Raw genomic sequence first — 19,676 nt, 5'->3', positions numbered from 1 at the left:
TGCCGTGGTGCTGTGTTAGTCTGCCCGTCCCACGCGTGGCGCGGGCTTGATCCCTGATTTTCCTGAGTATTTTCATGCTGTTTGAGCAACCTTGCGCCATTGTGGATCTGGAAACCACCGGTGGCCATATCACCCGCGACCGTGTCACCGAAGTGGGCGTTATCCTGGTGGATGGCGAACACGTAGAGCGCTTCGACTTCCTGGTGAACCCCGGGCAGACCATTCCAGCCTTCATCGAACAGATGACCGGCATCAGTAACGACATGGTGGCCACCGCGCCGCCGTTTGCCGACATTGCCCCGGCGCTGCTGGAAAAGCTGCAGGGTAGGCTGTTCATTGCGCATAACGTACGCTTTGACTACGGCTTTCTGAAGAATGAATTCAAGCGGGTAGGCCTGAGCTTTCGCAGCGATGTACTGTGCACCGTCAAACTGTCGCGCCGCCTCTACCCGCAGCATTACAAGCACAACCTGGACAGCATCATCGCCCGTCACGGCATTGTGCTGGCCGAGCGCCACCGTGCGCTGGCCGACGCCGAGGCGGTGTACCAGTTTCTGCGCCAGACCACGGCCAGCCTGGGCCAGGGCGTGGTGGAAGACGCCGCGCGCGAGCTGATGGCGCTGCCGTCGGTGCCGCCGGGCCTGGCCCCTGAAGTGGTGGACAATCTGCCAGATGTGCCGGGCGTCTACCTGTTTTTTGACGAGAAACGTCTGCCGCTGTACGTGGGCAAAAGCGTCAACTTGCGCACGCGTGTGCTGTCGCACTTCAGTGGTGATCATCGCCAGCACAAGGAAATGCGTATCAGCCAGGAAATCCGCCACGTGGAGTGGGTGGAAACCATTGGCGAATTCGGCGCGCTGTTGCTGGAGCTGCAGCTGATCAAAGACAAAAAGCCGCTGCACAACCAACGTGGCCGGCTGGAGCAAGAGCTGTGTACCTTGCAGCTGGCCGACGGGGCGGATGGCTTTCTGCTGCCGCGCATCGTGTACGCCCGCGACGTGGACTTTGCCCGCCTGGATGCCATTTACGGTTTGTTCCGCACCCAGAAAGAAGCCAAGAAGGCGCTGGGCGAACTGTGCGAAGCCAACGGCCTGTGCCAGACCTGCTTGCAGCTGGAAAAGCGTGGCGCGCGCAAGGGCGCCTGCTTTGCCTACCAGATCGGCCGCTGCAAAGGCGCGTGTATCGGGCGCGAGGATGCGGCCAACCACAATATCCGCCTGCTGCACGCGCTGGGTAAGGTCAAACTGAAAAGCTGGCCCTACGCAGGCATGATTGCGGTACGCGAAACCGACCCGGTGAGTGGCCAGTGGGAAGAGCATCTGTTCGAGCGCTGGTGCTATCTGGGTAGCCGCCGTAGCGAACAGGCTGCCCCGCAGGGCACGCCGCGCTTTGATGTGGATACCTACAAACTGCTGGCGGCGTTCATCAAGAAGCCCATGGAGAATACCGAGCTGCGGGAGTTGGCTTGAGCAGGCCGGCAGTACCATGCAAAACGCCACCGCAAGGTGGCGTTTTGCATGCGCTGGGGCGATAGCCCTTAGTCGTTGATACTGGCCAGGCTGCGCAGGCGGGCTTCGATCAGGCGCGGGTTTTCGCCATTGGCAATGGCGACGATGCCTTCCATTACCAGCTCCTTGGCCGTGCTTTCCAGGCGGATAAGGTGTTTGAGCTTGTTGGCCATCGGCAGGAACAGCAGGTTGGCCGCACCCACGCCATAGACCGTAGCCACAAAAGCCACGGCAATGCCGCCGCCCAGTTTGGACGGGTCGGACAGGTTTTCCATCACGTGGATCAGGCCCAGTACCGCGCCCAGAATACCCATGGTGGGGGAGTAGCCGCCCGCGGATTCCCAGATCTTGGCGGCCTGCTTGCGGCCATGTTCGTAGCTGTCGATTTCGGTTTCCAGCACTTCGCGGATGCTTTGCGGCTCGCCACCATCTACCAGCATCTGCAGGGCTTTCTTGTTGAACGGGTCTTTCTGGCCATTCAGGAAGCTTTCCAGCGCCAGCAGGCCGCCACGGCGGCTGGTCTGGCTCCAGTTGACGATTTCGCGGATCTGCTTGTCGTATTCAAACGGTGGCGGGCTGAACACCCAGCGCACCATACGCAGGCCGGTAACAAACTGCTTGGGCGTACTTTGCAGCATCACGGCACTGGCTGTACCGCCGATCACGATAAGAAATGCCGTGAGCTGCAGCAGGGACCCAAGGTGGCCGCCTTCGAGCGCCTGGCCAGCCAGGATGGCGGTAAGCCCGCCCAGCACGGCAACAATACTGATCTTGTCCAAGATTGGCTTTCGTTAAGGTTCAGGTCCACTCGCGCAGGCGGCTGCGCAAGCGGGTAATGGCCTGGCTGTGCAGCTGGCATACGCGGGATTCGGAAACGCCCAGCACAGCACCGATTTCTTTCAGGTTCAGTTCCTGTTCGTAATACAGGCTCATTACCAGCTGGTCGCGTTCCGGCAGTAGCTTGATGGCATCGACCAGCGCACTGCGAAAGGCGTCGTCACTGAGCACGGCCGACGGTTCGATGCCGTTTTCGTCGGCAATATTGTCGATGCCGTGCGTGGCGTTGCCGTCGTCGTCCTGAAAGTCTTCAAAATGCACCACGCCGATACCGCGACATTCGCCCAGCATGGTCTGGTATTCGTCCAGCGGCAGCTGCATGAAGTCGGCGATTTCGCTTTCGATGGGCGGGCGCCCCAGCTGTTGTTCCAGCTTGTGGATGGCGTCTTCGATCTGGCGGCTGTTGCGGCGCGTCTGGCGGGGCATCCAGTCCTCGCGGCGCAGCTCGTCCAGCATGGCGCCACGGATGCGCTGGCTGGCAAAGGTTTCAAACTGCACACCTTGTGCCGGGTCAAACTGCTTGGCCGCTTCCATCAGGCCGATCACGCCGACCTGGATCAGGTCATTGATATCCACACTGGCGGGCAGGCGGGCAATCAGCATGCTGGCCAGCTTTTTCACCAGCGGCGTGTACTGTTCGATCTGTATGGCCGGGCGATGATCCGCCACTTGGGCGTAGGCCCGCATTTTGTGGTGAGCTGCCATGTCAGGACCCTGTCAAGTCTGCTAGCGATTTGGTTGTCATGAGTAGGTGCTCCAGATAGCTGTTGCGCGGGGCGCTTTGGTCCGGTGCGTGCCAGCGTGGCAGCATGTCGGCCAGCTGGTTGTAGGCCAGCGCGGCTTCGCATTCGGCAAAGGCTTCTACCGTGGGGTGGCGCAGGGTCTGGCTTTTGCGCACGGTGCTATCGGCCGGGACAAAGCCCACCCAGCGTAGCGCTACCGACAGGTAGTCACCCGCTACGCTATTGAGGCGGTTGAATACGGCTTGGGCTTCTTCAAAATCCTGCGCACGGTTGACCAGAATATTGAACCGGCGGCGCGCATAGTCTGCGGCCAACCTTTTCAGGCTGGCGTAGCCTTGGGTCAGGCTATCGGCGTCCGGGCTCAGCACCAGTACCAGATTATCGGCGATGCACGCGGGGGAGGGGTCGTCGCTGATATTGGGGCAGTCGATCAACAGCACGCTGCTATCGGCTTCCACCGAGGCAAACTCGTGTGCCAGCCGGCGCCACAGCCGCGGCGACAGGCGCGTGCGCTCTTCGCTGCTGGCTGCCAGGTTGATCAGGTTCAGCCCGTAGCGGTTTGCCACCATCAGCTCGTTGATGCCGCCCAGGCTAATCGCCAGGCTGGCAAAGGTGCCGGTGGCCGGTAGGCCCAAGCGACGTGCCTGCTGGTGGCCGGGCTGGTGTTCGATCAGTAGCGGGCGGCCACCACGCAGGGCCAGGCTGGCAGCCAGCTCGCCCACCAGGGTGCTGACACCGCTGCCTTCGCCGCCGATAAAGGCAAAGCTGGGCGGGTAGTCGGCTTGGGCGCGCTGCAGGCGCAGGCTGGAGGCTTGATCGCTCATGTTTACCCCAGCCAGCCGGATTGTGCGGCGTTCATGATGGCCATTTCGTCCCCGGCGGGGTTGAAGGGCGAGTTGTTCTGGGCAGCGCGCAGGGCGCGGTCTATCAACAGCTCGGCGTGGGCGGCATGGATGTCTTCCGGTACGCGCTGGCCGTTGGTCACATAGAACAGACGCAAGCGGTTGCGGATCACCACGTCCAGGCTAGGGCCCAGTGACAGCGCTTCGTCGATTTTGGAAACAATGGCGCCGGTCAGGCCATCGCCCTTGTAGTGGCGTACCACGTCTTCCAGTGTGTGGCCGTCGGCGTTGGCCGCGAGCAACAGCAGGCGCTGTACCGGGCGGCCAGCCTGGTTGAACATGTCCAGCTGGGTTTGTACCCTGGCGTCGCGCTGGCCCATGCCGACGGTATCGATTAGGACCACTTTGCGTGGCGTCAGGTCGGCCAGCGTCAATTGCAGGTCGCCTTCGTTTTGTACCGAAAACACCGGTACGCCCAGAATCTTGCCGTAGATGCGCAGCTGGTCTTGCGCACCGATACGGTAGGTATCGGTGGTGATCAGTGCCACGCTTTGCGCGCCGTAGCGCATGGTGGCGCGTGCGGCCAACTTGGCCACGGTGGTGGTTTTGCCCACGCCGGTGGGGCCGACCAGGGCATAGATGCCACCGGCCTCGATCGGGTCGTGTAGCGGGTCCATGCACTTGAGGTTGTGGATCAGCGCCGAGCGCGCCCACTTTTGCGCCACGTCGCCGTCGTACTGCGGTGGCAGCTTTTGCGTGAGCTGGCGAATCAGCGCCGAGCTGAAGCCGGCGGTGAGCAGGTGGCGGAACAGCTCGGTGCGGTTGGGCGTGCGCTGTTCCATATCGGACCAGGCAAAGCCGGCCAGCTGGCTTTGCAGCAGGCTGCGCAGCTGTTTGATTTCGTCACTGATCTGCTTGAGCTCTTGCGCCATTTGCTCGCGGTCCGGCTCGTCCTGCGCGGGGGCGGCACGGCGCGGGTTGGCCGCAGCAGCGGGCTGCGCACTTGGCTGTGGCGGCGGTGCGGTGCGGCGCGAGCTGGCTTGTACGTGCTCCAGAAACGGTTGTGGCTGGTTACGCGACGGCTCAGGCGGCGGCGGTGGAGGAGGCGGCGCAGGCGGCTCTTCCAGCGGCTCTACCGGCATGGCGTAGGTACGCGCCAGCGCGCGGTTTACCGCCGGGCTGGCTGCCTGTTGCGGCGCCGGGCTGACCGGCGCGGGCTGTTGCGGCACATTACGCGGCGGCTTGGGCTGCGACGGTGGGGTGAGCGTGGTGGCCAGCGCAGACACGTCTGCGTCGGCTACGGCCATGATCTCTACCCCGCCGCCCAACGTTGGACGGTTGGACAGGATCAACGCGTCAGCGCCAAGCTCTTCCCGAACCTGGCGCAGTGCATCGCGTGTGGTTTTGCCGTAGAACTTTCTGACGACCATCTATTAGCCTTTGCTCCCCCCAATCACCGCAATTATACGAATGGATTTGCTGTCTGGAATCTCATTATGCGAAATCACACGCAGTTGTGGCAGTGCCCTGCGCAGAAAACGTGCCAGTAGTGGTCGCAAACCCGGCGGTGTAAGCAAGACTGGATTGTAACCCTGATTTTCAACATTTTCTGTTTGCTGTGCCGCATTAGCCAATAGATTCTCTGCAAGACCCGGTTCCAGCCCGCCACCAGCCTTGCTATTGACCGCTTGCAGCAGTATGCCTTCCAGCGACGGCTCCAGCGTCATCAGCGGCAGCTCCTGTTCGCCAGGGAACAGCTGTTGCACGATGGCGCGTGACAATGCAGTACGTACGGCGCTGGTCAGTTCGTCGATATCCTGCGTCATGCCGACATGGTCTGCCAGTGTTTCGATGATGGTACGGAAGTCGCGCAGGTTGATGCCGTCGGTCAGCAGCTGTTGCAGAACCTTTTGCAGTACGCCTACCGGGACCACTTTTGGCACCAGATCTTCGATCAGCTTTGGCGCTTCCTTGGCCACGTGGTCGATCAGCGCTTGTACCTCTTCGCGGCCCAGTAGCTCTGCCGCATGCGATTGCAGCAAGTTGGAAATATGGGTGGCCACCACGGTGCTGGCGTCTACCACGGTGTAGCCCATGTTCTGGGCGTCATCGCGGCGGCCGGCTTCTATCCATACTGCAGGCAGGCCAAAGGCCGGGTCGGTCGTCGCCATGCCTTGTAGCTCGCCGGTGACCTGGCCCGGGTTGATGGCGAGGAATTGCCCGATGTAGGCCTCGCCGGTGCCGATTTCTACCCCTTTGAGCAGGATGCGGTACGCGTTGGGGCGAATTTCCAGGTTGTCGCGGATATGTACGGCGGGCACCAGAAAGCCCAGCTCCTGGGCCATTTTTTTGCGGATGCCACGAATACGCCGCAGCAGCTCACCGTCCTGGTCGCGGTCTACCAAGGGTATCAGCCGGTAGCCAACCTCCAGGCCCAGGGCGTCGACGGCTTGCACGTCTTTCCAGCTTACCTCGGCCAGCGGCTGCTCCATCAGAGCGGGTGGCGGTGCGCTGGTTGCGGCAGGTGCTGCCGCTTTTTCTGCAGCCTGTTTGTCCATCCACCAGGCCGTGCCGGCCAGGGTGGCGGCAATCAGCAGGAAAGCCAGATGCGGCATATTGGGAATCATGCCCAACAGTCCGATCACGGCTGCGGTCAGGTACAGTACGGTCGGGTTGGCAAACAGCTGGCCTACCAGCTGCTCGGACAAGCCTTTTTCGGTGCCGACCCGCGCGACTACCATACCCGCGGCGGTGGAGATGATCAGGGCAGGAATCTGGGCGACCAGGCCATCGCCGATGGTGAGCAGGGTGTAGGTTTCTGCCGCGTCGGCTACCGCCATATCGTGTTGCAGGATGCCGATGATCAGGCCACCCACGATGTTGATGACCATGATCAGGATGCCGGCCATGGCGTCGCCGCGCACAAACTTGGAGGCACCATCCATGGAGCCGAAGAAGTTGGCCTCTTCCGCAATCTTGGCGCGGCGCTCGCGGGCTTCTTCTTCGCCGATCAGGCCGGCGTTCAGGTCGGCATCGATGGCCATTTGCTTGCCGGGCATGGCGTCCAGGGCAAAGCGTGCCGACACTTCGGCAATACGGCCGGCACCTTTGGTGATGACCACAAAGTTGATGATGGTGAGGATGATGAACACCACAATACCGATGGTGATGTTATCCCCGATCAGGAAGTGGGCGAACGATTCGATCACCGCACCCGCGGCAGCGGTGCCGTTATGGCCATCCAGCAGGATGATGCGGCTACTGGCTACGTTCAAGGATAGCCGCAGCAGGGTGGTAATCAGCAGTACGGTAGGGAAAGCCGAGAATTCCAGTGGTTCGCGCGTGTTGACACCCACCATCAGCACGATGATGGAGATCGCAATATTGAACGTGAAAAAGATGTCCAGTAACAGCGGTGGGAGCGGCAGCACCATCATCGACAGCACCAGTATGATCAGTACAGGCCCTGCCAGTGTGTTGATGTCGATCTTTTTCAGGAATTCCAGCAAATCATTCATGCCTTATAAATAGTTTCAGGTGGGCGCAGTATGTTGATTGTGTTTGGTTTCAGGGTCAAGCTCGGGCGGGACCTCCAGTTTTTCCGGAAAAACCGGTGAAATGCCCCCTTGCTGCTCATAGTGCTTGAGCTGGTGCACATACGCCAGTACCTGCGCGGCCGCAGTGTAGAGTTTATTGGGCACATCCTCGCCTAGCTCCACATTGAAATACAAGGCGCGGGCAAAGGGCGGGGCGCGTACGACCAATACTTTGTGTTCGCGCCCCTTTTCGATGATCTTTTCGGCCATCTTCAAGGAGCCCTTGGCAATCAGCTTGGGCGCGGCCATGCCGTCTTCGTAATGGATCGCCACCGCGTAGTGCGTCGGGTTGGTGATGATCACGTTGGCCTTGGGGATTTCCTGCATCATGCGCCGGCGCGCCGCTTCGCGTTGCAGCTGGCGGATACGGCCCTTGACCTCGGGCGAACCTTCCTGTTCCTTGTATTCCTGTTTCACTTCTTCTTTGGTCATGCGCAGGTTCTTGGTGTACTGCCATAGCTGGAAGGGTACATCCAGCAATACCAGCACCAGCATCGCGCCAACCACGATCTGGAAGGTATGCTCCATCAGGCCGATCAGATGAATCTGTGCGCGGTCCAGCGGCATGCTGACCAAGCCGATCAGGTCGCCACGCTCGCCCCAGATCACCCAGGTCGCCACACCGCCGATCAGCAGGCTTTTCAGCAGCGCTTTCAAGCCCTCGCTGGCGGCTTGTATCGAAAACAGCCGGGCAATGCCGCTGAGCGGGTTCAGCTTGCCAAAGTTGGGCATGATGGCCTTGGTGGTGAAGTTCCAGCCGCCAATCAGCAGCGGGGTCAGCGCGGCCACCAGAAACAGCCCGCCCAATAGCGGGGCCATGGCGTGCAGGGCATCGACCAGGCTGCCACGGAACTGCTCCAGGATAATGTCGGTGCTTTTGGCACGGGCGGCGTCAAAGCTCAGCCAGTCATGCATGACTTTCAGCAGATACTGGTAAATGCCTTCACCGGTGGCCATCAGCAGGCCCAGCCCGGTCGCGGTCACGGCGAAGGTAGACAGTTCGCGCGAGCGGGGGACGTTACCCTCTTCGCGTGCCTGGTCTAACCGTCGCCCCGAGGGGGCTTCTGTTTTATCTTCCTGATCGCTATCGGCCATGGTGCAGCGGCGTATCGGCTGAGTGGGTCAAGCGGGCATGTTAGCGGATTGCCGTGCACTGCGCTGCGACTTGGCGCAAAGGTTGGCCGCAGTCTTGCAGCTGGATGGTAAAATGGCGTGATCAACTTATTATCCGGCAGCTCCATGAAACAGTATCTCGACCTGATGCGCCACGTGCTGGAACACGGCACCGACAAGTCCGACCGCACCGGCACCGGCACCCGCTCGGTGTTCGGCTACCAGATGCGCTTTAACCTGGCCGACGGCTTCCCGCTGGTGACCACCAAAAAGTGCCATTTGCGCTCCATCATTCACGAGCTGCTGTGGTTTCTGTCCGGCGATACCAATATCCGCTATCTGAAAGAGAATGGCGTACGTATCTGGGACGAGTGGGCCGATGAAAACGGCGACCTGGGCCCGGTATACGGTTACCAGTGGCGCAGCTGGCCAGCGCCCGATGGCCGCCACATTGACCAGATCAGCAACTTGCTGGACATGATTCGCCGCAACCCCGATTCGCGCCGCCTGATGGTGTCGGCGTGGAACCCGGCGCTGGTGGACGAGATGGCGCTGCCGCCCTGCCACAGCCTGTTCCAGTTTTACGTGGCCGACGGCAAGCTGTCGTGCCAGCTGTACCAGCGTTCGGCAGATATTTTCCTGGGCGTGCCGTTCAATATTGCCAGCTACGCACTGTTAACGCTGATGGTGGCCCAGGTATGCGGCCTGCAGCCTGGCGAATTCATCCACACCCTGGGGGATGCCCACCTATACAGCAACCACCTGGAGCAGACCCGCCTGCAACTCACGCGCGAGCCGCGCGCGCTGCCGGTGATGAAGCTGAACCCGGCTGTGACCGACCTGTTTGCTTTCAAGTTTGAAGATTTCACACTGGAAGGCTACGACCCGCACCCGCACATCAAGGCCGAGGTGGCAGTATGAGCCCGCGCATTACGCTGGTAGCCGCCATGGCGCGCGGCAACGTAATAGGCATCGACAACACCCTGCCGTGGCACCTGCCGGAAGACCTGAAGCACTTCAAGGCGGTCACGCTGGGCAAACCGGTGATTATGGGGCGCAAGACGTTTGATTCGATCGGCCGCTCCTTGCCTGGCAGACTCAATATTGTGGTGACCCGCCAGGCAGACTGGCAGCACGATGGCGTGACGGTAGCGCACTCTCTACCGGACGCCCTGGTACTGGCCAGCGATGCGCCCGAGGTGTGCATTATCGGCGGTGCCAATCTGTATGCGCAGGCGCTGCCGCTGGCGCATGCCATGGCGCTGACCCATATCGAGCTGGATGTAGCGGGCGATGCCTGCTTCCCCGCCTGGGTGCCGGGCGAGTGGGGCGTAACCCTGCATGAGATGAATACCGGCGCTGGCGGCTTGCAGTACCGCTTTGCCGATTACGTGCGCCACGGTGCGCCTGTGGCGTAGCCGGCCGTGACATGAAAAAAGGGAGGCTAAGGCCTCCCTTTTTTATTGCTTGCAAGGTCTGAGTTTACTGCGCCAGTGCCTCGGCCGACGCCTGGGCCAGCTGGCTATAGGCGGCACCGAACTCGGGCACCATCTGGCGGATGGCAGCCTGGTCGCGGGCAATGATGGCTTTGAGCAGGTCGTCCAGAAACGCGTGCGTGCGGTCCAGCTGGCCTTTGCCCGCGCGCAGGATGGCATACAGGCTGCGCTGTGCCTGCGGCAGCAGGTCAAACAGCGTTTGCTGGGTGTAGCGGTTACCGGCGTGCTGGTACAGCAGGCTCAGAAAGCTGACCCCGGTATGGTAAAACGCCTCTGTATCACTTTTGCGGTGATGCTCGCCCAGCTCGGTCATGATTTCAATGAAGCCGGCCAGGTCGTCGTTTTGCCAGTGTTGCGACAGCTGCACGGCAACTTGCTCCAGTAGCAGGAACCATAGCTCGAACAGCTCGCGTACATCATCGCGGTTGATGCTGGAGACAATGGCGCCGCGGCGCGGGTAGATATCGACCAGATGGCGGCGCTGCAGAATCAGCAGGGCCTCGCGCACGGAGCCACGGCTGACATCCAGCTCGGCTGCAATGCGCAGCTCTTGTACGCGGGCACCGGGGGCAATGTCGCCAGAGACGATTTTATTGCCCAAGTACTGCGCAATTTGTTCGGTGAGTGAATCGTTAGCCTTGAAGCTCAAGTTGGCCTCCTGGTGGGGACTTATCGTTGTTTTATATTGTCCGGCAATCGGACTTTTGACAGATTCTAGCACTGCCAGGCTTGGCCGGGCTATTTGACCACCGCCTGTACATTTCGGCAGGTAGTCGGCCAAGTGTTGTGTAAAGCCATCATTGCACAGCAGAAATTTGCCGGCGCGCTTGTGGAGTATCAGGGAAAACCCGTACTATTCAAACGCTTGTTTAAGCAAGGCCGCGCGAGGAGATTCAGGGGCTAACACCACAATGTGGCTCGCAAGGTTTTTGTTTGGACAGCTGCTTCAAGAGTGATAGTGAATGCTATTGCGTGTTCCTTTGGGAACCTTGCAGGTACGACACGGGTGTTTGCCTCTCCCATTGCGGGGGAGGCATTTTTTTTGTCAGGGCCCGGCGTGTATCAGTTATCCACTTAGCGCTGGCGCCGCGCTTCTGCCGCCACCAGGTCGGACAGCAGGATGTTCAGCGCATCGGTGGACATGCGCAGCTCCAGCAGCGACATGCCCAGCGAGACAATCAGCAGCAGCAGGCTCACGCCAAAGGTGTACTGCGCCGCTTGCGGCCAACCTGTGTAGATCATGAACATGGCGACCACGCACAGAAACAGGCTGCCTACGCCCAGGCTTTGCATGCCCTTGATCAGCGCGATGCGGCGGCGCAAGTTGCCGATTTGCTGTACCAGCTTGTCGCTGGGGTTTTGCTGGTAGTCGTCGTACAGGCCGCGAATAATGCCGGCCAGCGCCAGATAGCGGTTGGTATAGGCCAGCAGCAGCAGGGAAATGGCGGGAAAAAGCAGGGCTGGTGTGGTGAGGTTCAGCATGGTTACAGGGTTTCGTTGATGAGTACGTCGATGCCGTTGGGGGTGATGTCGTACAGGTCGATGATGTCGTCGCCGCTCATGCGTACGCAGCCGCGCGAGGTTGGCGTGCCAAAGGCTACGTGGCTGCCGGCGCCGTGGATGTAAATGGCGCGGTCGTAGCTGTCCACGTCACCGCCCTGGTTCAGGCCGGGCTCCTGGCCGCATAGCCACAGGATGCGCGTCAGGATCCAGTCCTTGTTGGGGTACTCGGCGTGCAACTGCGGTGTATACAGCCAGGGGGTGATCTGGCGGCGGTAAATAATGGTGTCGCGCGCCACGCCATCGCCGATACGCTCGCATACCTTGTGCCAGCCGCGCGGGGTCTGGTAGCTGTTTACCCGCTCGCCGACGCCTTTGCTGGCTGTCGATATCACAAACTGCCGCACCGGTACGCCACGCTCGTCGTACAGTGCCAGGCTTTGGCTTTGCACGCCTACTTCTATCCACGGTGCGCCGGGGGTACGCGGGTTGGGCTTGAGCTGTACCGGCTGCACAGGCTGGTTTTGCAGCTGCAACAGCAGCGTGTGCTCGTTGGCGGTGGCCCAGCAGGGCAGTACCAGCAACAGCGCCGCAAACAGGGCTTTCATGATGTGCCTCCCGGGCGGCGATGGGCAAAAAAACCGGCCAGCAACGCGGCGCTTTCCTGCGCGGCAATGCCACCGTCGATGGCGGTATGGCTATTGAGCTGGCGCAGGGCAAACAGATCCACCACACTGCCGGCCGCGCCGGTACGCGCTTCGCGGGCACCGTATATCACGTGGTCCAGCCTGCTATGCAGTATGGCACCGCTACACATGGCGCATGGCTCCAGTGTGACATACAGTGTGCAGCCGGCCAGGCGGTAATTACCCAGCGTTTGTGCCGCCTGGCGTAGCGCCACCATTTCGGCGTGCGCCGAAGGGTCGTGGCTGCTGATGGGCTGGTTATAGCCCTGGCCGATAATCTGCCCGTCTTTTACCACCACTGCACCGACCGGCACCTCGCCCAGCTTGGCCGCTTCCCTGGCCAGGGCTAGCGCTGCCTGCATATGCTGCTGTAGCTGTGCCGCCGGGGGTAGGGGGCGCACCGGCGCATGGGCTGCGGCAGCCTGGCGCAGCGCCTGGCGGTCGCTATCGTTCAGTGCTGACCAATGCACGCCGCGCGCAGCGGCTTCCAGCGCAAACAGCAGCTTGTCGGTAACGGTGTGCCCGCTGGCTTTGAGCAGCAGGTAAGCGCGCACGCTGCCACACGCTAGCAGGTCGTGGCGGCTACTCAGGCCCAGCGCGGCCAGCCACTGGATGGCCTTGGGTGGGAGAGGGGGCGAGGTCAGCATGCGGGCTCCGTGAATGACATGCGGCCAACCTTGCCGCAAGGCAGGGTTGGCCGCAAGCCTAACCGTCGGCCTCAGGCCAGGCGGCGGGTGGCGATCAGGTAGTTCACATCGGTGTCGCTGCCCAGGCTGTAAATGCGGGTCAGCGGGTTGTAGCTCATGCCGGACAGGGTATCGATGCCCAGGCCCGCGTTACGCGCCATGCGCGACAGCTCGGACGGCTTCAGGAAGCGGCCATACTCGTGCGTGCCCTTGGGGAGCATGTTCAGCACGTATTCTGCCGCCAGCACCGCCAGCAGGTAGGACTTGGCGTTGCGGTTCAGGGTAGAGAAAAACACCCAGCCGCCCGGCTTGACCAGCTGCGCGCAGGCGCGCACTACGCTTTGCGGGTCCGGCACGTGTTCCAGCATTTCCATGCAGGTGACCACGTCAAAGCTGCCCGGCGCTTCGGCCGCCAGCTCTTCTACCGGCACGCAGCGGTAAGTGACGCTAACGCCGCTTTCCAGGCCGTGTAGCTGGGCGACTTTCAGTGATTTCTTGGCCAGGTCGATGCCGGTGACGCTGGCGCCGCGCGCAGCCATGCTTTCGGCCAGAATGCCGCCACCGCAGCCTACGTCCAGCACAGTTTTACCGGCCAGGCCGGCGTGGCTGTCGATAAAGTCCAGGCGCAGCGGGTTGATCTCGTGCAGCGGTTTGAACTCGCTGTCCATGTCCCACCACTTGTGGGCTATCTGGCTGAATTTATCCAGTTCCAGTTCGTCTACATTGCTCATCGTGTGTCCTGCTTATTTGGCCAGAATGCGTACGCGCCAGGCGTCGGCACGGGCTTTCAGGTCGGCTTCGTCCAGGGTGGTCAGCGCGCGCTCGCTCAGTACTTTGCGGCCGTTCACCCATACGTGGCTTACCTGCTCGCGGCCGGCGGCGTACACGATGTGGGAGATCGGGTCGAAGCTCGGGCTGGTTTCGATCTGCGCCAGATCTACCGCGATCAGGTCGGCTTGCTTGCCAACGGTGACGCTGCCCACCTTGTCGCCGATATGTAGCGCGCTGGCACCCTGCTGGGTAGCCATGCGGATGGCGGTAGCGGCCGGTACGGCTACCGGGTTCAGCGTGCCGACCTTGGCCAGCAGCGCGCCCATGCGGGTTTCGCTCAGCATGTCCAGCTTGTTGTTGGAGGCAGCACCATCGGTGCCGATGCCCACGGTTACGCCGGCGTCCAGCAGCTTTTGTACCGGGGCAATGCCGGAGGCCAGCTTCATGTTGCTGGTAGGGTTGTGGGCGATGGCCACACCGCGCTCGGCGCACAGGGCGATTTCTTCATCGTTCAGGTGCACCATGTGCGCGGCGATCAGGCGCGGGCTGAGCATGCCCAGCTTGTCCAGGCGCGCCAGCGGGCGCACGCCGTGCTCGGCCACGCCGCCGTTCACTTCATCCTGGGTTTCGTGGATGTGGCAGTGGATCAGCATGTCGTGCTCGTCTGCCAGCGCCACCACCTTGCGGAAGGTGTCGTCGGACACGGTGTACGGCGCGTGCGGAGCCAGGGTGAAGGTGATCAGCTCGTTGCCCTGGTAGTTGGCCGCATCGGCCAGGCCTTTGGCAATGTAGTCGTCGGCGTTCTGGCCGTAAGCGGTAGGGAATTCCAGGATGGAACAGCCCACGAAGGTACGCATGCCCGCTTGCAGGCCGGCGCGAGCCATGGCGTCGTGGAAGAAGTACATATCGTTGATGGTGGTGGTGCCGCTGCGGAACATTTCGCCCATGGCCAGCAGGGCGCCGTCGAACACGAACTGGTCGCTGACGTGCTTGCCTTCGGCCGGCCAGATGTGGTTTTGCAGCCAGTCCATCAGCGCCTTGTCGTCGGCCATGCCGCGCAGCAGGGTCATGGCGCTGTGGCCGTGCAGGTTCACCAGGCCCGGCATCAACACATGGTTATCCAGCATCACGCGCTCGCCGGCATCTGCCGCTGCGATTTGCTCTGGCGACAGGATGGCGGCAATGCGGCCATCCTTGATACCCACGGCGTGGTTTTCCAGCACCACACCATCTTGCTCCACGGTGATGATCCAGCGGGCGCAGAGCAATTGGTCGAAGCGGTTGTTTTCCATGTGTTATCTGCCTTTTATAGAGTTAGCCAGAGATTGTAGGCGGGCTGTTCTGCATTCGGCAACCGGCCATCCCTGTGTATACTATGCATTCAGCGTCTTTGCACACTGCGCAAAGGCCGCTTATTCTGTGTAAATAACTGATAAAACCAGCGGCAAAGTGCCCTGGCGGTAAACGACTCCATGACCCAGAAGCCAGACAACCTCGATAGCTACCTGATCGGTTCTCGTTTGTCTTTGCGGCAGGTTTTCCTGATGGCGCTTGTGTTGGGCTTGCTGATTCCAGCAGTCATCATCACGGTGCTCAGCTACAACCTGCAGCGAGAACGCATGGAAAACCAGCTGGCCGTCGACCAGAAACGCCTGCTGGACATCGTTGCGCTGGGCATGCAGGAACCGCTGTGGAACCTGAGCAGACAAGCCGGCGCGCCCTTGGTTTCGTCGGTAATGGACGACACCCGCGTGATTTCCATCCGCGTGTCCGATACCCAGTCCAATACCGTCTTTCTGTCTACCCTGCGTAGCGAGCGCCGTATCGGCAGCGTAGCGTTTGTGCAAAAGGATGTGGTTTACCGTGGCGAGGCCATTGGCCAGGTCAGCATCGAGTTTGATACCGAGCACCTGGCGATAGACCAGCGCAACCAGCTGAAAAATCTTTTGATGATCGTGGTTGCGCAGCTGCTGCTGTCCGTACTGCTGATCATGACCATTCTGCACTCGCGCTTTTTGCGCCCCATCCGCCAGCTGTCCGAGCAAGCCACACAGTTGGCCGCACTCAAACTGGACGCCCCGTTTCACTGGGGCCGGCAGGATGAAATTGGCACCGTGGGCAAGCATCTGGAGTGGATGCGCGCCGAACTCAAGCGCCTGATCGACGAGCTGAAGTCCAAAACCCTGGCGCTGGAAGCCGATATCGAGCGCCGCCGCGAGGTAGAGGACGCGCTGCGCCGCTCGGAAAACAAATACCGCGAGCTGTTCTGGTCCAACCTGGACGGCATCGTGATCAGCTCGTTGGAAGGGCAGATCATTGACGCCAACCCGGCCTTTCTCAGCCTGCTGGGCTACAGCCTGGACCAACTGAAGCTGCAAAACTTCTGGGGTCTGCTGGACCGCGAAAGCGAACCGCAAGAACGCTATAACCTGGACCACAAGGTGATGCGCTTCGGTTTCTGCGACGAGTTCGAAGTGCAGTACATCAACCGTGTGGGTAACCCGATCCCGGTTAGCGTCAAGACGGTGGCCATGCGCGATGCCGCCGGCCGCATTACTGCGGTATGGCGCATGGTGCGCGACATCTCCGAGCGCCGCGCCGCCGAAGAGCGCATGCAGCTGGCTGCCAAGGTGTTCGAGAACACCGCCGAAGGCATCATGATTACCGACGCGGACGTGTTGATCCGCTCGGTAAACCGCGCCTTTACCGAGATCACCGGCTTTACCCAGGACGAAGTACTGGGCCAGCGGCCAACCGTGCTGACTTCCGGCCGCCACAGCAGCGACTTCTACGAAGCCATGTGGAAAGAGCTGCGCGAGGAAGGCTTCTGGCAAGGCGAAGTATGGAATCGCCGCAAAAATGGCGAGGTCTATCCGGAGTGGCTGGCCATCAACGTGGTGAAAAGCCCGGCTGGCGAGGTTACCCATTACGTGGCCATCTTCAGCGACCAGTCCGAGCGCAAGGCCGCCGACGAGCGTATCCAGTTCCTGGCGCACTTCGATGTGCTGACCGGCCTGCCAAACCGCGGCCACCTGCAAGACCGTGCGCTGCTGGCCATCCAGAACGCCGTACGCGACAACGGCAAGCTGGCCATCCTGCTGCTGGATCTGGACCGCTTCAAGACCGTTAACGAATCGCTGGGCCATGCCGCCGGCGACATCCTGTTGAAAATGGCTTCCGAGCGTATCCGCAAGGTACTGGGTGCCGGCGAGGTAGTTGCACGCCAGGGCGGTGACGAGTTCATTGTGCTGCTGCCACTGATCAGCGATGCCGCCGTGGCCGCCCACGTGGCCGAGCGCATCCTGTCCGAGTTCGGTGTGCCGCTGGAGGTGTACAACCACACGCTGTCCATCAGCGGCAGTATCGGTATCAGCATCTTCCCGGACGACGGGCGCGACTTTGACACCCTGGTGCGCAACGCCGATGCGGCGATGTACCACGCTAAATCCAGCGGCCGTAACAACTACAAGTTCTACACCGCAGACCTGAACGCCCGCGCCCGCGAAATTCTGGCCATCGAAAGCCAGCTGCGTTATGCCGTGGAGCACAACGAGTTCATCCTGCATTACCAGCCGCAAGTGGACATTGCCAGCGGCAAGATCATCGGTGCCGAAGCGCTGATCCGCTGGAACCACCCGTCGCTGGGCCTGCTGGGGCCGATGCACTTTATTGACGTAGCCGAGGAGCGCGGCTTTATCGTGCAGATCGGCAACTGGGTGATTCGCGAAGCCTGCCGCCAGATTGCCGCCTGGCATGCCGCTGGCCTGCCGCTGATTACCGTGGGCGTGAACCTGTCTGCGCTGCAGTTCCGCCACCAGGACCTGGTGCAGGTGCTGAGCAATGCGCTGGCCGCCTACCAGCTGCCGGGTAGCTGCCTGGACGTGGAGGTAACCGAAAGCGTGATCATGGACGATATGGACGCCACCATCCAGACCATCCGCGCCATCCAGTCCATGGGTATCCGCATGTCGATCGACGATTTCGGTACCGGTTACTCCAGCTTGTCTTACCTGAAGCGCTTCAAGGCCGACAAGCTCAAGATCGACCGCTCTTTTGTGCGCGATATTCCGGACGACCAGGACGACACCGCCATTACCTGCGCCATCATCAACATGGCCAAGAACCTGAACATGCAGGTAGTGGCCGAAGGCGTGGAAACCATCGAGCAATGGTCGTTCCTGGAAGAACACGGCTGCGACCAGGTGCAAGGCTACCTGCTGGCCAAACCGATGGCTGCCGAGCTGGTAGAGCCACTGCTACGCCAGGAAACCCTGCGCCCGCCGCCACCGGTATAGCGAGCAGTGCGGCCAACTACCCGGCCCCGGCCGGGTTTTTTCATGCCGTAGCGCCGCCGTGTGGCCACGTGGTTACACAAACTAAACAGTGGCAGATTTGATAGCGAGCCCTGTTCAAATTAGAATTCGAGCCATTAACCTAATTCGAGACCTGTTCAGTGAACGCACCGACCTCTCTGCGCGACCTCCCGCAAGGCAAACTTTTCCGTCAAGGCGACGTTTTCGTGCTGTTTGGCGAGCTGTTCGGCCGTGGCTACGCCAACGGCCTGATCAACGAAGCCCGCGCAGCCGGCATGACCATCATCGGCCTGACCGTTGGCCGTCGTGAAGCCGACAACAGCCTGCGTCCGCTGAATGCCGAAGAGCTGGCCGAAGCCGAAGCCCGCATCGGTGGCAAGGTGATCAACGTGCCGCTGATGGCCGGTTTCGACCTGGACGCCCCCGCCGGCGAGCCGACCCCTACCGAGCTGCTGTCGGTACTCACCCTGAAAAACTGGCAGGACGAAAAGCTGGACTGGGCGCAGATCGAACGTTGCCGCGAAGCCGGTGTCGCCCGCTTCAAGAACAGCGTGGCCGAAGTGATGGCGCAGCTGGAGCCACTGGTAGCCGACGGCAGCAATGTATTCTTTGCCCACACCATGGCCGGTGGCATCCCGAAAGTAAAAGTGTTCCTGGCCATTGCCAACCGCATCTACAAAGGCCGTGGCGACCGCTTCATGTCGTCGCGCGCGCTGCTGGACAGCGACCTGGGCAAGCTGATCCTGATGAACTTCGACGAAGTCACCGCCAACACCTTCCAGTACCTGATCGACGGTAGCGCCGCGCTGCGCCAGCGCCTGGAAGCTACCGGCGGCCAAGTGCGCTACACCGCCTACGGCTATCACGGCACCGAGATCCTGATCGACGGCCAGTACCAGTGGCAGACCTACACCAACTACACCCAGGGCGGCGCCAAGAAACGCCTGGAAGACCACGCGCGTGCTGCGTGGCAGCAGGGTGTGAAGGCCACCGTGTTCAACTGCCCGGAAATCCGCACCAACTCGTCCGACATCTTCGTCGGCGTGGAGCTGTCGCTGTTCCCGCTGCTCAAAGCCCTGCGCCAGGAAGCCCCGGGCGAGTGGACCGAGGCGCAATGGGCAGCCTGCCACGCGCTGCTGCAAGACGGTTACAGCATCGACGACCTGCTGGCACAGATCGAAGCCTACAACACCGACGCCACCATGCTGGCCTTCCGCGACTTTGCCGCCTGGCCGATGGACAACTCCCCTGCGCTGGCCGAGGTGATGATCGGCACCTCCGACGACATCACCAGCAAGCACAAAGAGCGCAGCGCCCTGGTTACCGACCACCTCAGTGCGCTGGTACTGGAAGGCACCGGCCCGCTGATGTTCGGCGAAGCGGCCAACCCGGCCGGCCCGGTGCTGTGGCTGAACCACGACATCATCGCCAAACAGCTGGCGAAGTTACATTCCTGACACTGTTGCGCTGAAATCGCTAGAAAAAACCCGATTTATATCGGGTTTTTTTGTTTTTTGATGTTTCCATGCTTGTTTCTCGTCGCTGACCGGGCACTGTTCAAGTGGCTAAAGCGCACGATGTCCCT

17 protein-coding genes are annotated in these 19,676 nt (G+C 61.2%); 5 read left to right on the top strand and 12 right to left on the bottom strand.

Annotated features, from left to right (window positions below; translation table 11 throughout):
* The first annotated feature begins 74 nt into the window (after window positions 1-74).
* Window positions 75-1,469: an exonuclease domain-containing protein gene (locus LCH97_RS08585; RefSeq protein WP_227305119.1), complete on the top strand. Its 1,395-nt coding sequence runs from the start codon at window positions 75-77 to the stop codon at window positions 1,467-1,469.
* 68 nt (window positions 1,470-1,537) lie between these two features.
* On the opposite strand, the gene LCH97_RS08580 is transcribed toward LCH97_RS08585, so the two are convergent.
* The 6 genes from LCH97_RS08580 to flhB are packed head-to-tail and all read right to left on the bottom strand — an operon-like array spanning window position 1,538 to window position 8,621.
* Complete coding sequence (locus LCH97_RS08580; protein WP_227305115.1) at window positions 1,538-2,287, bottom strand: flagellar motor protein; 750 nt, start codon at window positions 2,285-2,287, stop codon at window positions 1,538-1,540.
* 19 nt (window positions 2,288-2,306) lie between these two features.
* On the bottom strand, window positions 2,307-3,050 hold the full coding sequence (locus LCH97_RS08575; protein WP_304956730.1) for an RNA polymerase sigma factor FliA: 744 nt from the start codon (window positions 3,048-3,050) through the stop codon (window positions 2,307-2,309).
* A 1-nt stretch (window position 3,051) separates the two neighbouring features.
* Window positions 3,052-3,912 (bottom strand): flagellar synthesis regulator FleN, encoded by an 861-nt coding sequence (locus LCH97_RS08570; protein WP_227305112.1) that lies wholly within the window; start codon window positions 3,910-3,912, stop codon window positions 3,052-3,054.
* A 2-nt stretch (window positions 3,913-3,914) separates the two neighbouring features.
* On the bottom strand, window positions 3,915-5,360 hold the full coding sequence (gene flhF / locus LCH97_RS08565; RefSeq protein WP_227305110.1) for a flagellar biosynthesis protein FlhF: 1,446 nt from the start codon (window positions 5,358-5,360) through the stop codon (window positions 3,915-3,917).
* Window positions 5,361-5,363: 3 nt separating this feature from the next.
* A complete protein-coding gene (gene flhA / locus LCH97_RS08560) occupies window positions 5,364-7,448 on the bottom strand; it encodes a flagellar biosynthesis protein FlhA (protein ID WP_227305107.1) in 2,085 nt (694 codons plus the stop codon).
* Window positions 7,449-7,463: 15 nt separating this feature from the next.
* Complete coding sequence (gene flhB / locus LCH97_RS08555) at window positions 7,464-8,621, bottom strand: flagellar biosynthesis protein FlhB (protein WP_227305105.1); 1,158 nt, start codon at window positions 8,619-8,621, stop codon at window positions 7,464-7,466.
* A gap of 144 nt (window positions 8,622-8,765) precedes the next feature.
* On the opposite strand from flhB, the gene LCH97_RS08550 reads away from it, so the two are divergent.
* Window positions 8,766-9,560, top strand: coding sequence for a thymidylate synthase (locus tag LCH97_RS08550; protein WP_017506924.1), 795 nt, complete (start codon window positions 8,766-8,768; stop codon window positions 9,558-9,560).
* The gene (locus tag LCH97_RS08545) at window positions 9,557-10,057 is read left to right on the top strand and encodes a dihydrofolate reductase (RefSeq protein ID WP_227305102.1); all 501 of its coding nucleotides are present in this window, start codon (window positions 9,557-9,559) and stop codon (window positions 10,055-10,057) included. Before LCH97_RS08550 ends, LCH97_RS08545 begins: the two co-directional genes overlap by 4 nt.
* A gap of 64 nt (window positions 10,058-10,121) precedes the next feature.
* On the opposite strand, the gene LCH97_RS08540 is transcribed toward LCH97_RS08545, so the two are convergent.
* From LCH97_RS08540 to LCH97_RS08515, 6 genes are all read right to left on the bottom strand, one after another.
* Entirely contained in the window at window positions 10,122-10,784 is a 663-nt protein-coding gene (locus LCH97_RS08540) for a GntR family transcriptional regulator (protein ID WP_017506926.1), read from the bottom strand.
* Between the two features lie 425 nt (window positions 10,785-11,209).
* Complete coding sequence (locus LCH97_RS08535) at window positions 11,210-11,617, bottom strand: DUF2721 domain-containing protein (RefSeq protein WP_017506927.1); 408 nt, start codon at window positions 11,615-11,617, stop codon at window positions 11,210-11,212.
* A 2-nt stretch (window positions 11,618-11,619) separates the two neighbouring features.
* A complete protein-coding gene (locus tag LCH97_RS08530) occupies window positions 11,620-12,243 on the bottom strand; it encodes a L,D-transpeptidase (protein ID WP_227305098.1) in 624 nt (207 codons plus the stop codon).
* Window positions 12,240-12,968, bottom strand: coding sequence for a tRNA adenosine(34) deaminase TadA (tadA, locus tag LCH97_RS08525; protein ID WP_227305094.1), 729 nt, complete (start codon window positions 12,966-12,968; stop codon window positions 12,240-12,242). The genes LCH97_RS08530 and tadA overlap by 4 nt, the downstream gene beginning before the upstream one ends.
* Window positions 12,969-13,039: 71 nt before the next feature.
* Complete coding sequence (gene ubiG / locus LCH97_RS08520; RefSeq protein WP_227305091.1) at window positions 13,040-13,738, bottom strand: bifunctional 2-polyprenyl-6-hydroxyphenol methylase/3-demethylubiquinol 3-O-methyltransferase UbiG; 699 nt, start codon at window positions 13,736-13,738, stop codon at window positions 13,040-13,042.
* A gap of 12 nt (window positions 13,739-13,750) precedes the next feature.
* Complete coding sequence (locus LCH97_RS08515; protein ID WP_227305088.1) at window positions 13,751-15,070, bottom strand: TRZ/ATZ family hydrolase; 1,320 nt, start codon at window positions 15,068-15,070, stop codon at window positions 13,751-13,753.
* Between the two features lie 180 nt (window positions 15,071-15,250).
* Here LCH97_RS08515 and LCH97_RS08510 point away from each other — a divergent pair, with 180 nt between their 5' ends.
* Together LCH97_RS08510 and LCH97_RS08505 are read left to right on the top strand one after the other, a co-directional pair.
* Window positions 15,251-18,073, top strand: a complete 2,823-nt coding sequence (locus tag LCH97_RS08510) for an EAL domain-containing protein (RefSeq protein ID WP_227305085.1) — start codon at window positions 15,251-15,253, stop codon at window positions 18,071-18,073.
* A 158-nt stretch (window positions 18,074-18,231) separates the two neighbouring features.
* The gene (locus LCH97_RS08505) at window positions 18,232-19,548 is read left to right on the top strand and encodes a hypothetical protein (RefSeq protein WP_227305082.1); all 1,317 of its coding nucleotides are present in this window, start codon (window positions 18,232-18,234) and stop codon (window positions 19,546-19,548) included.
* Window positions 19,549-19,676 lie beyond the last annotated feature (128 nt).

It is taken from the genome of Vogesella sp. XCS3, assembly GCF_020616155.1.
Lineage (GTDB): Bacteria > Pseudomonadota > Gammaproteobacteria > Burkholderiales > Chromobacteriaceae > Vogesella.
The sequence above is the reverse complement of the archived record's forward strand: the minus strand, read 5'-3'. Positions and strand labels throughout refer to the sequence as shown.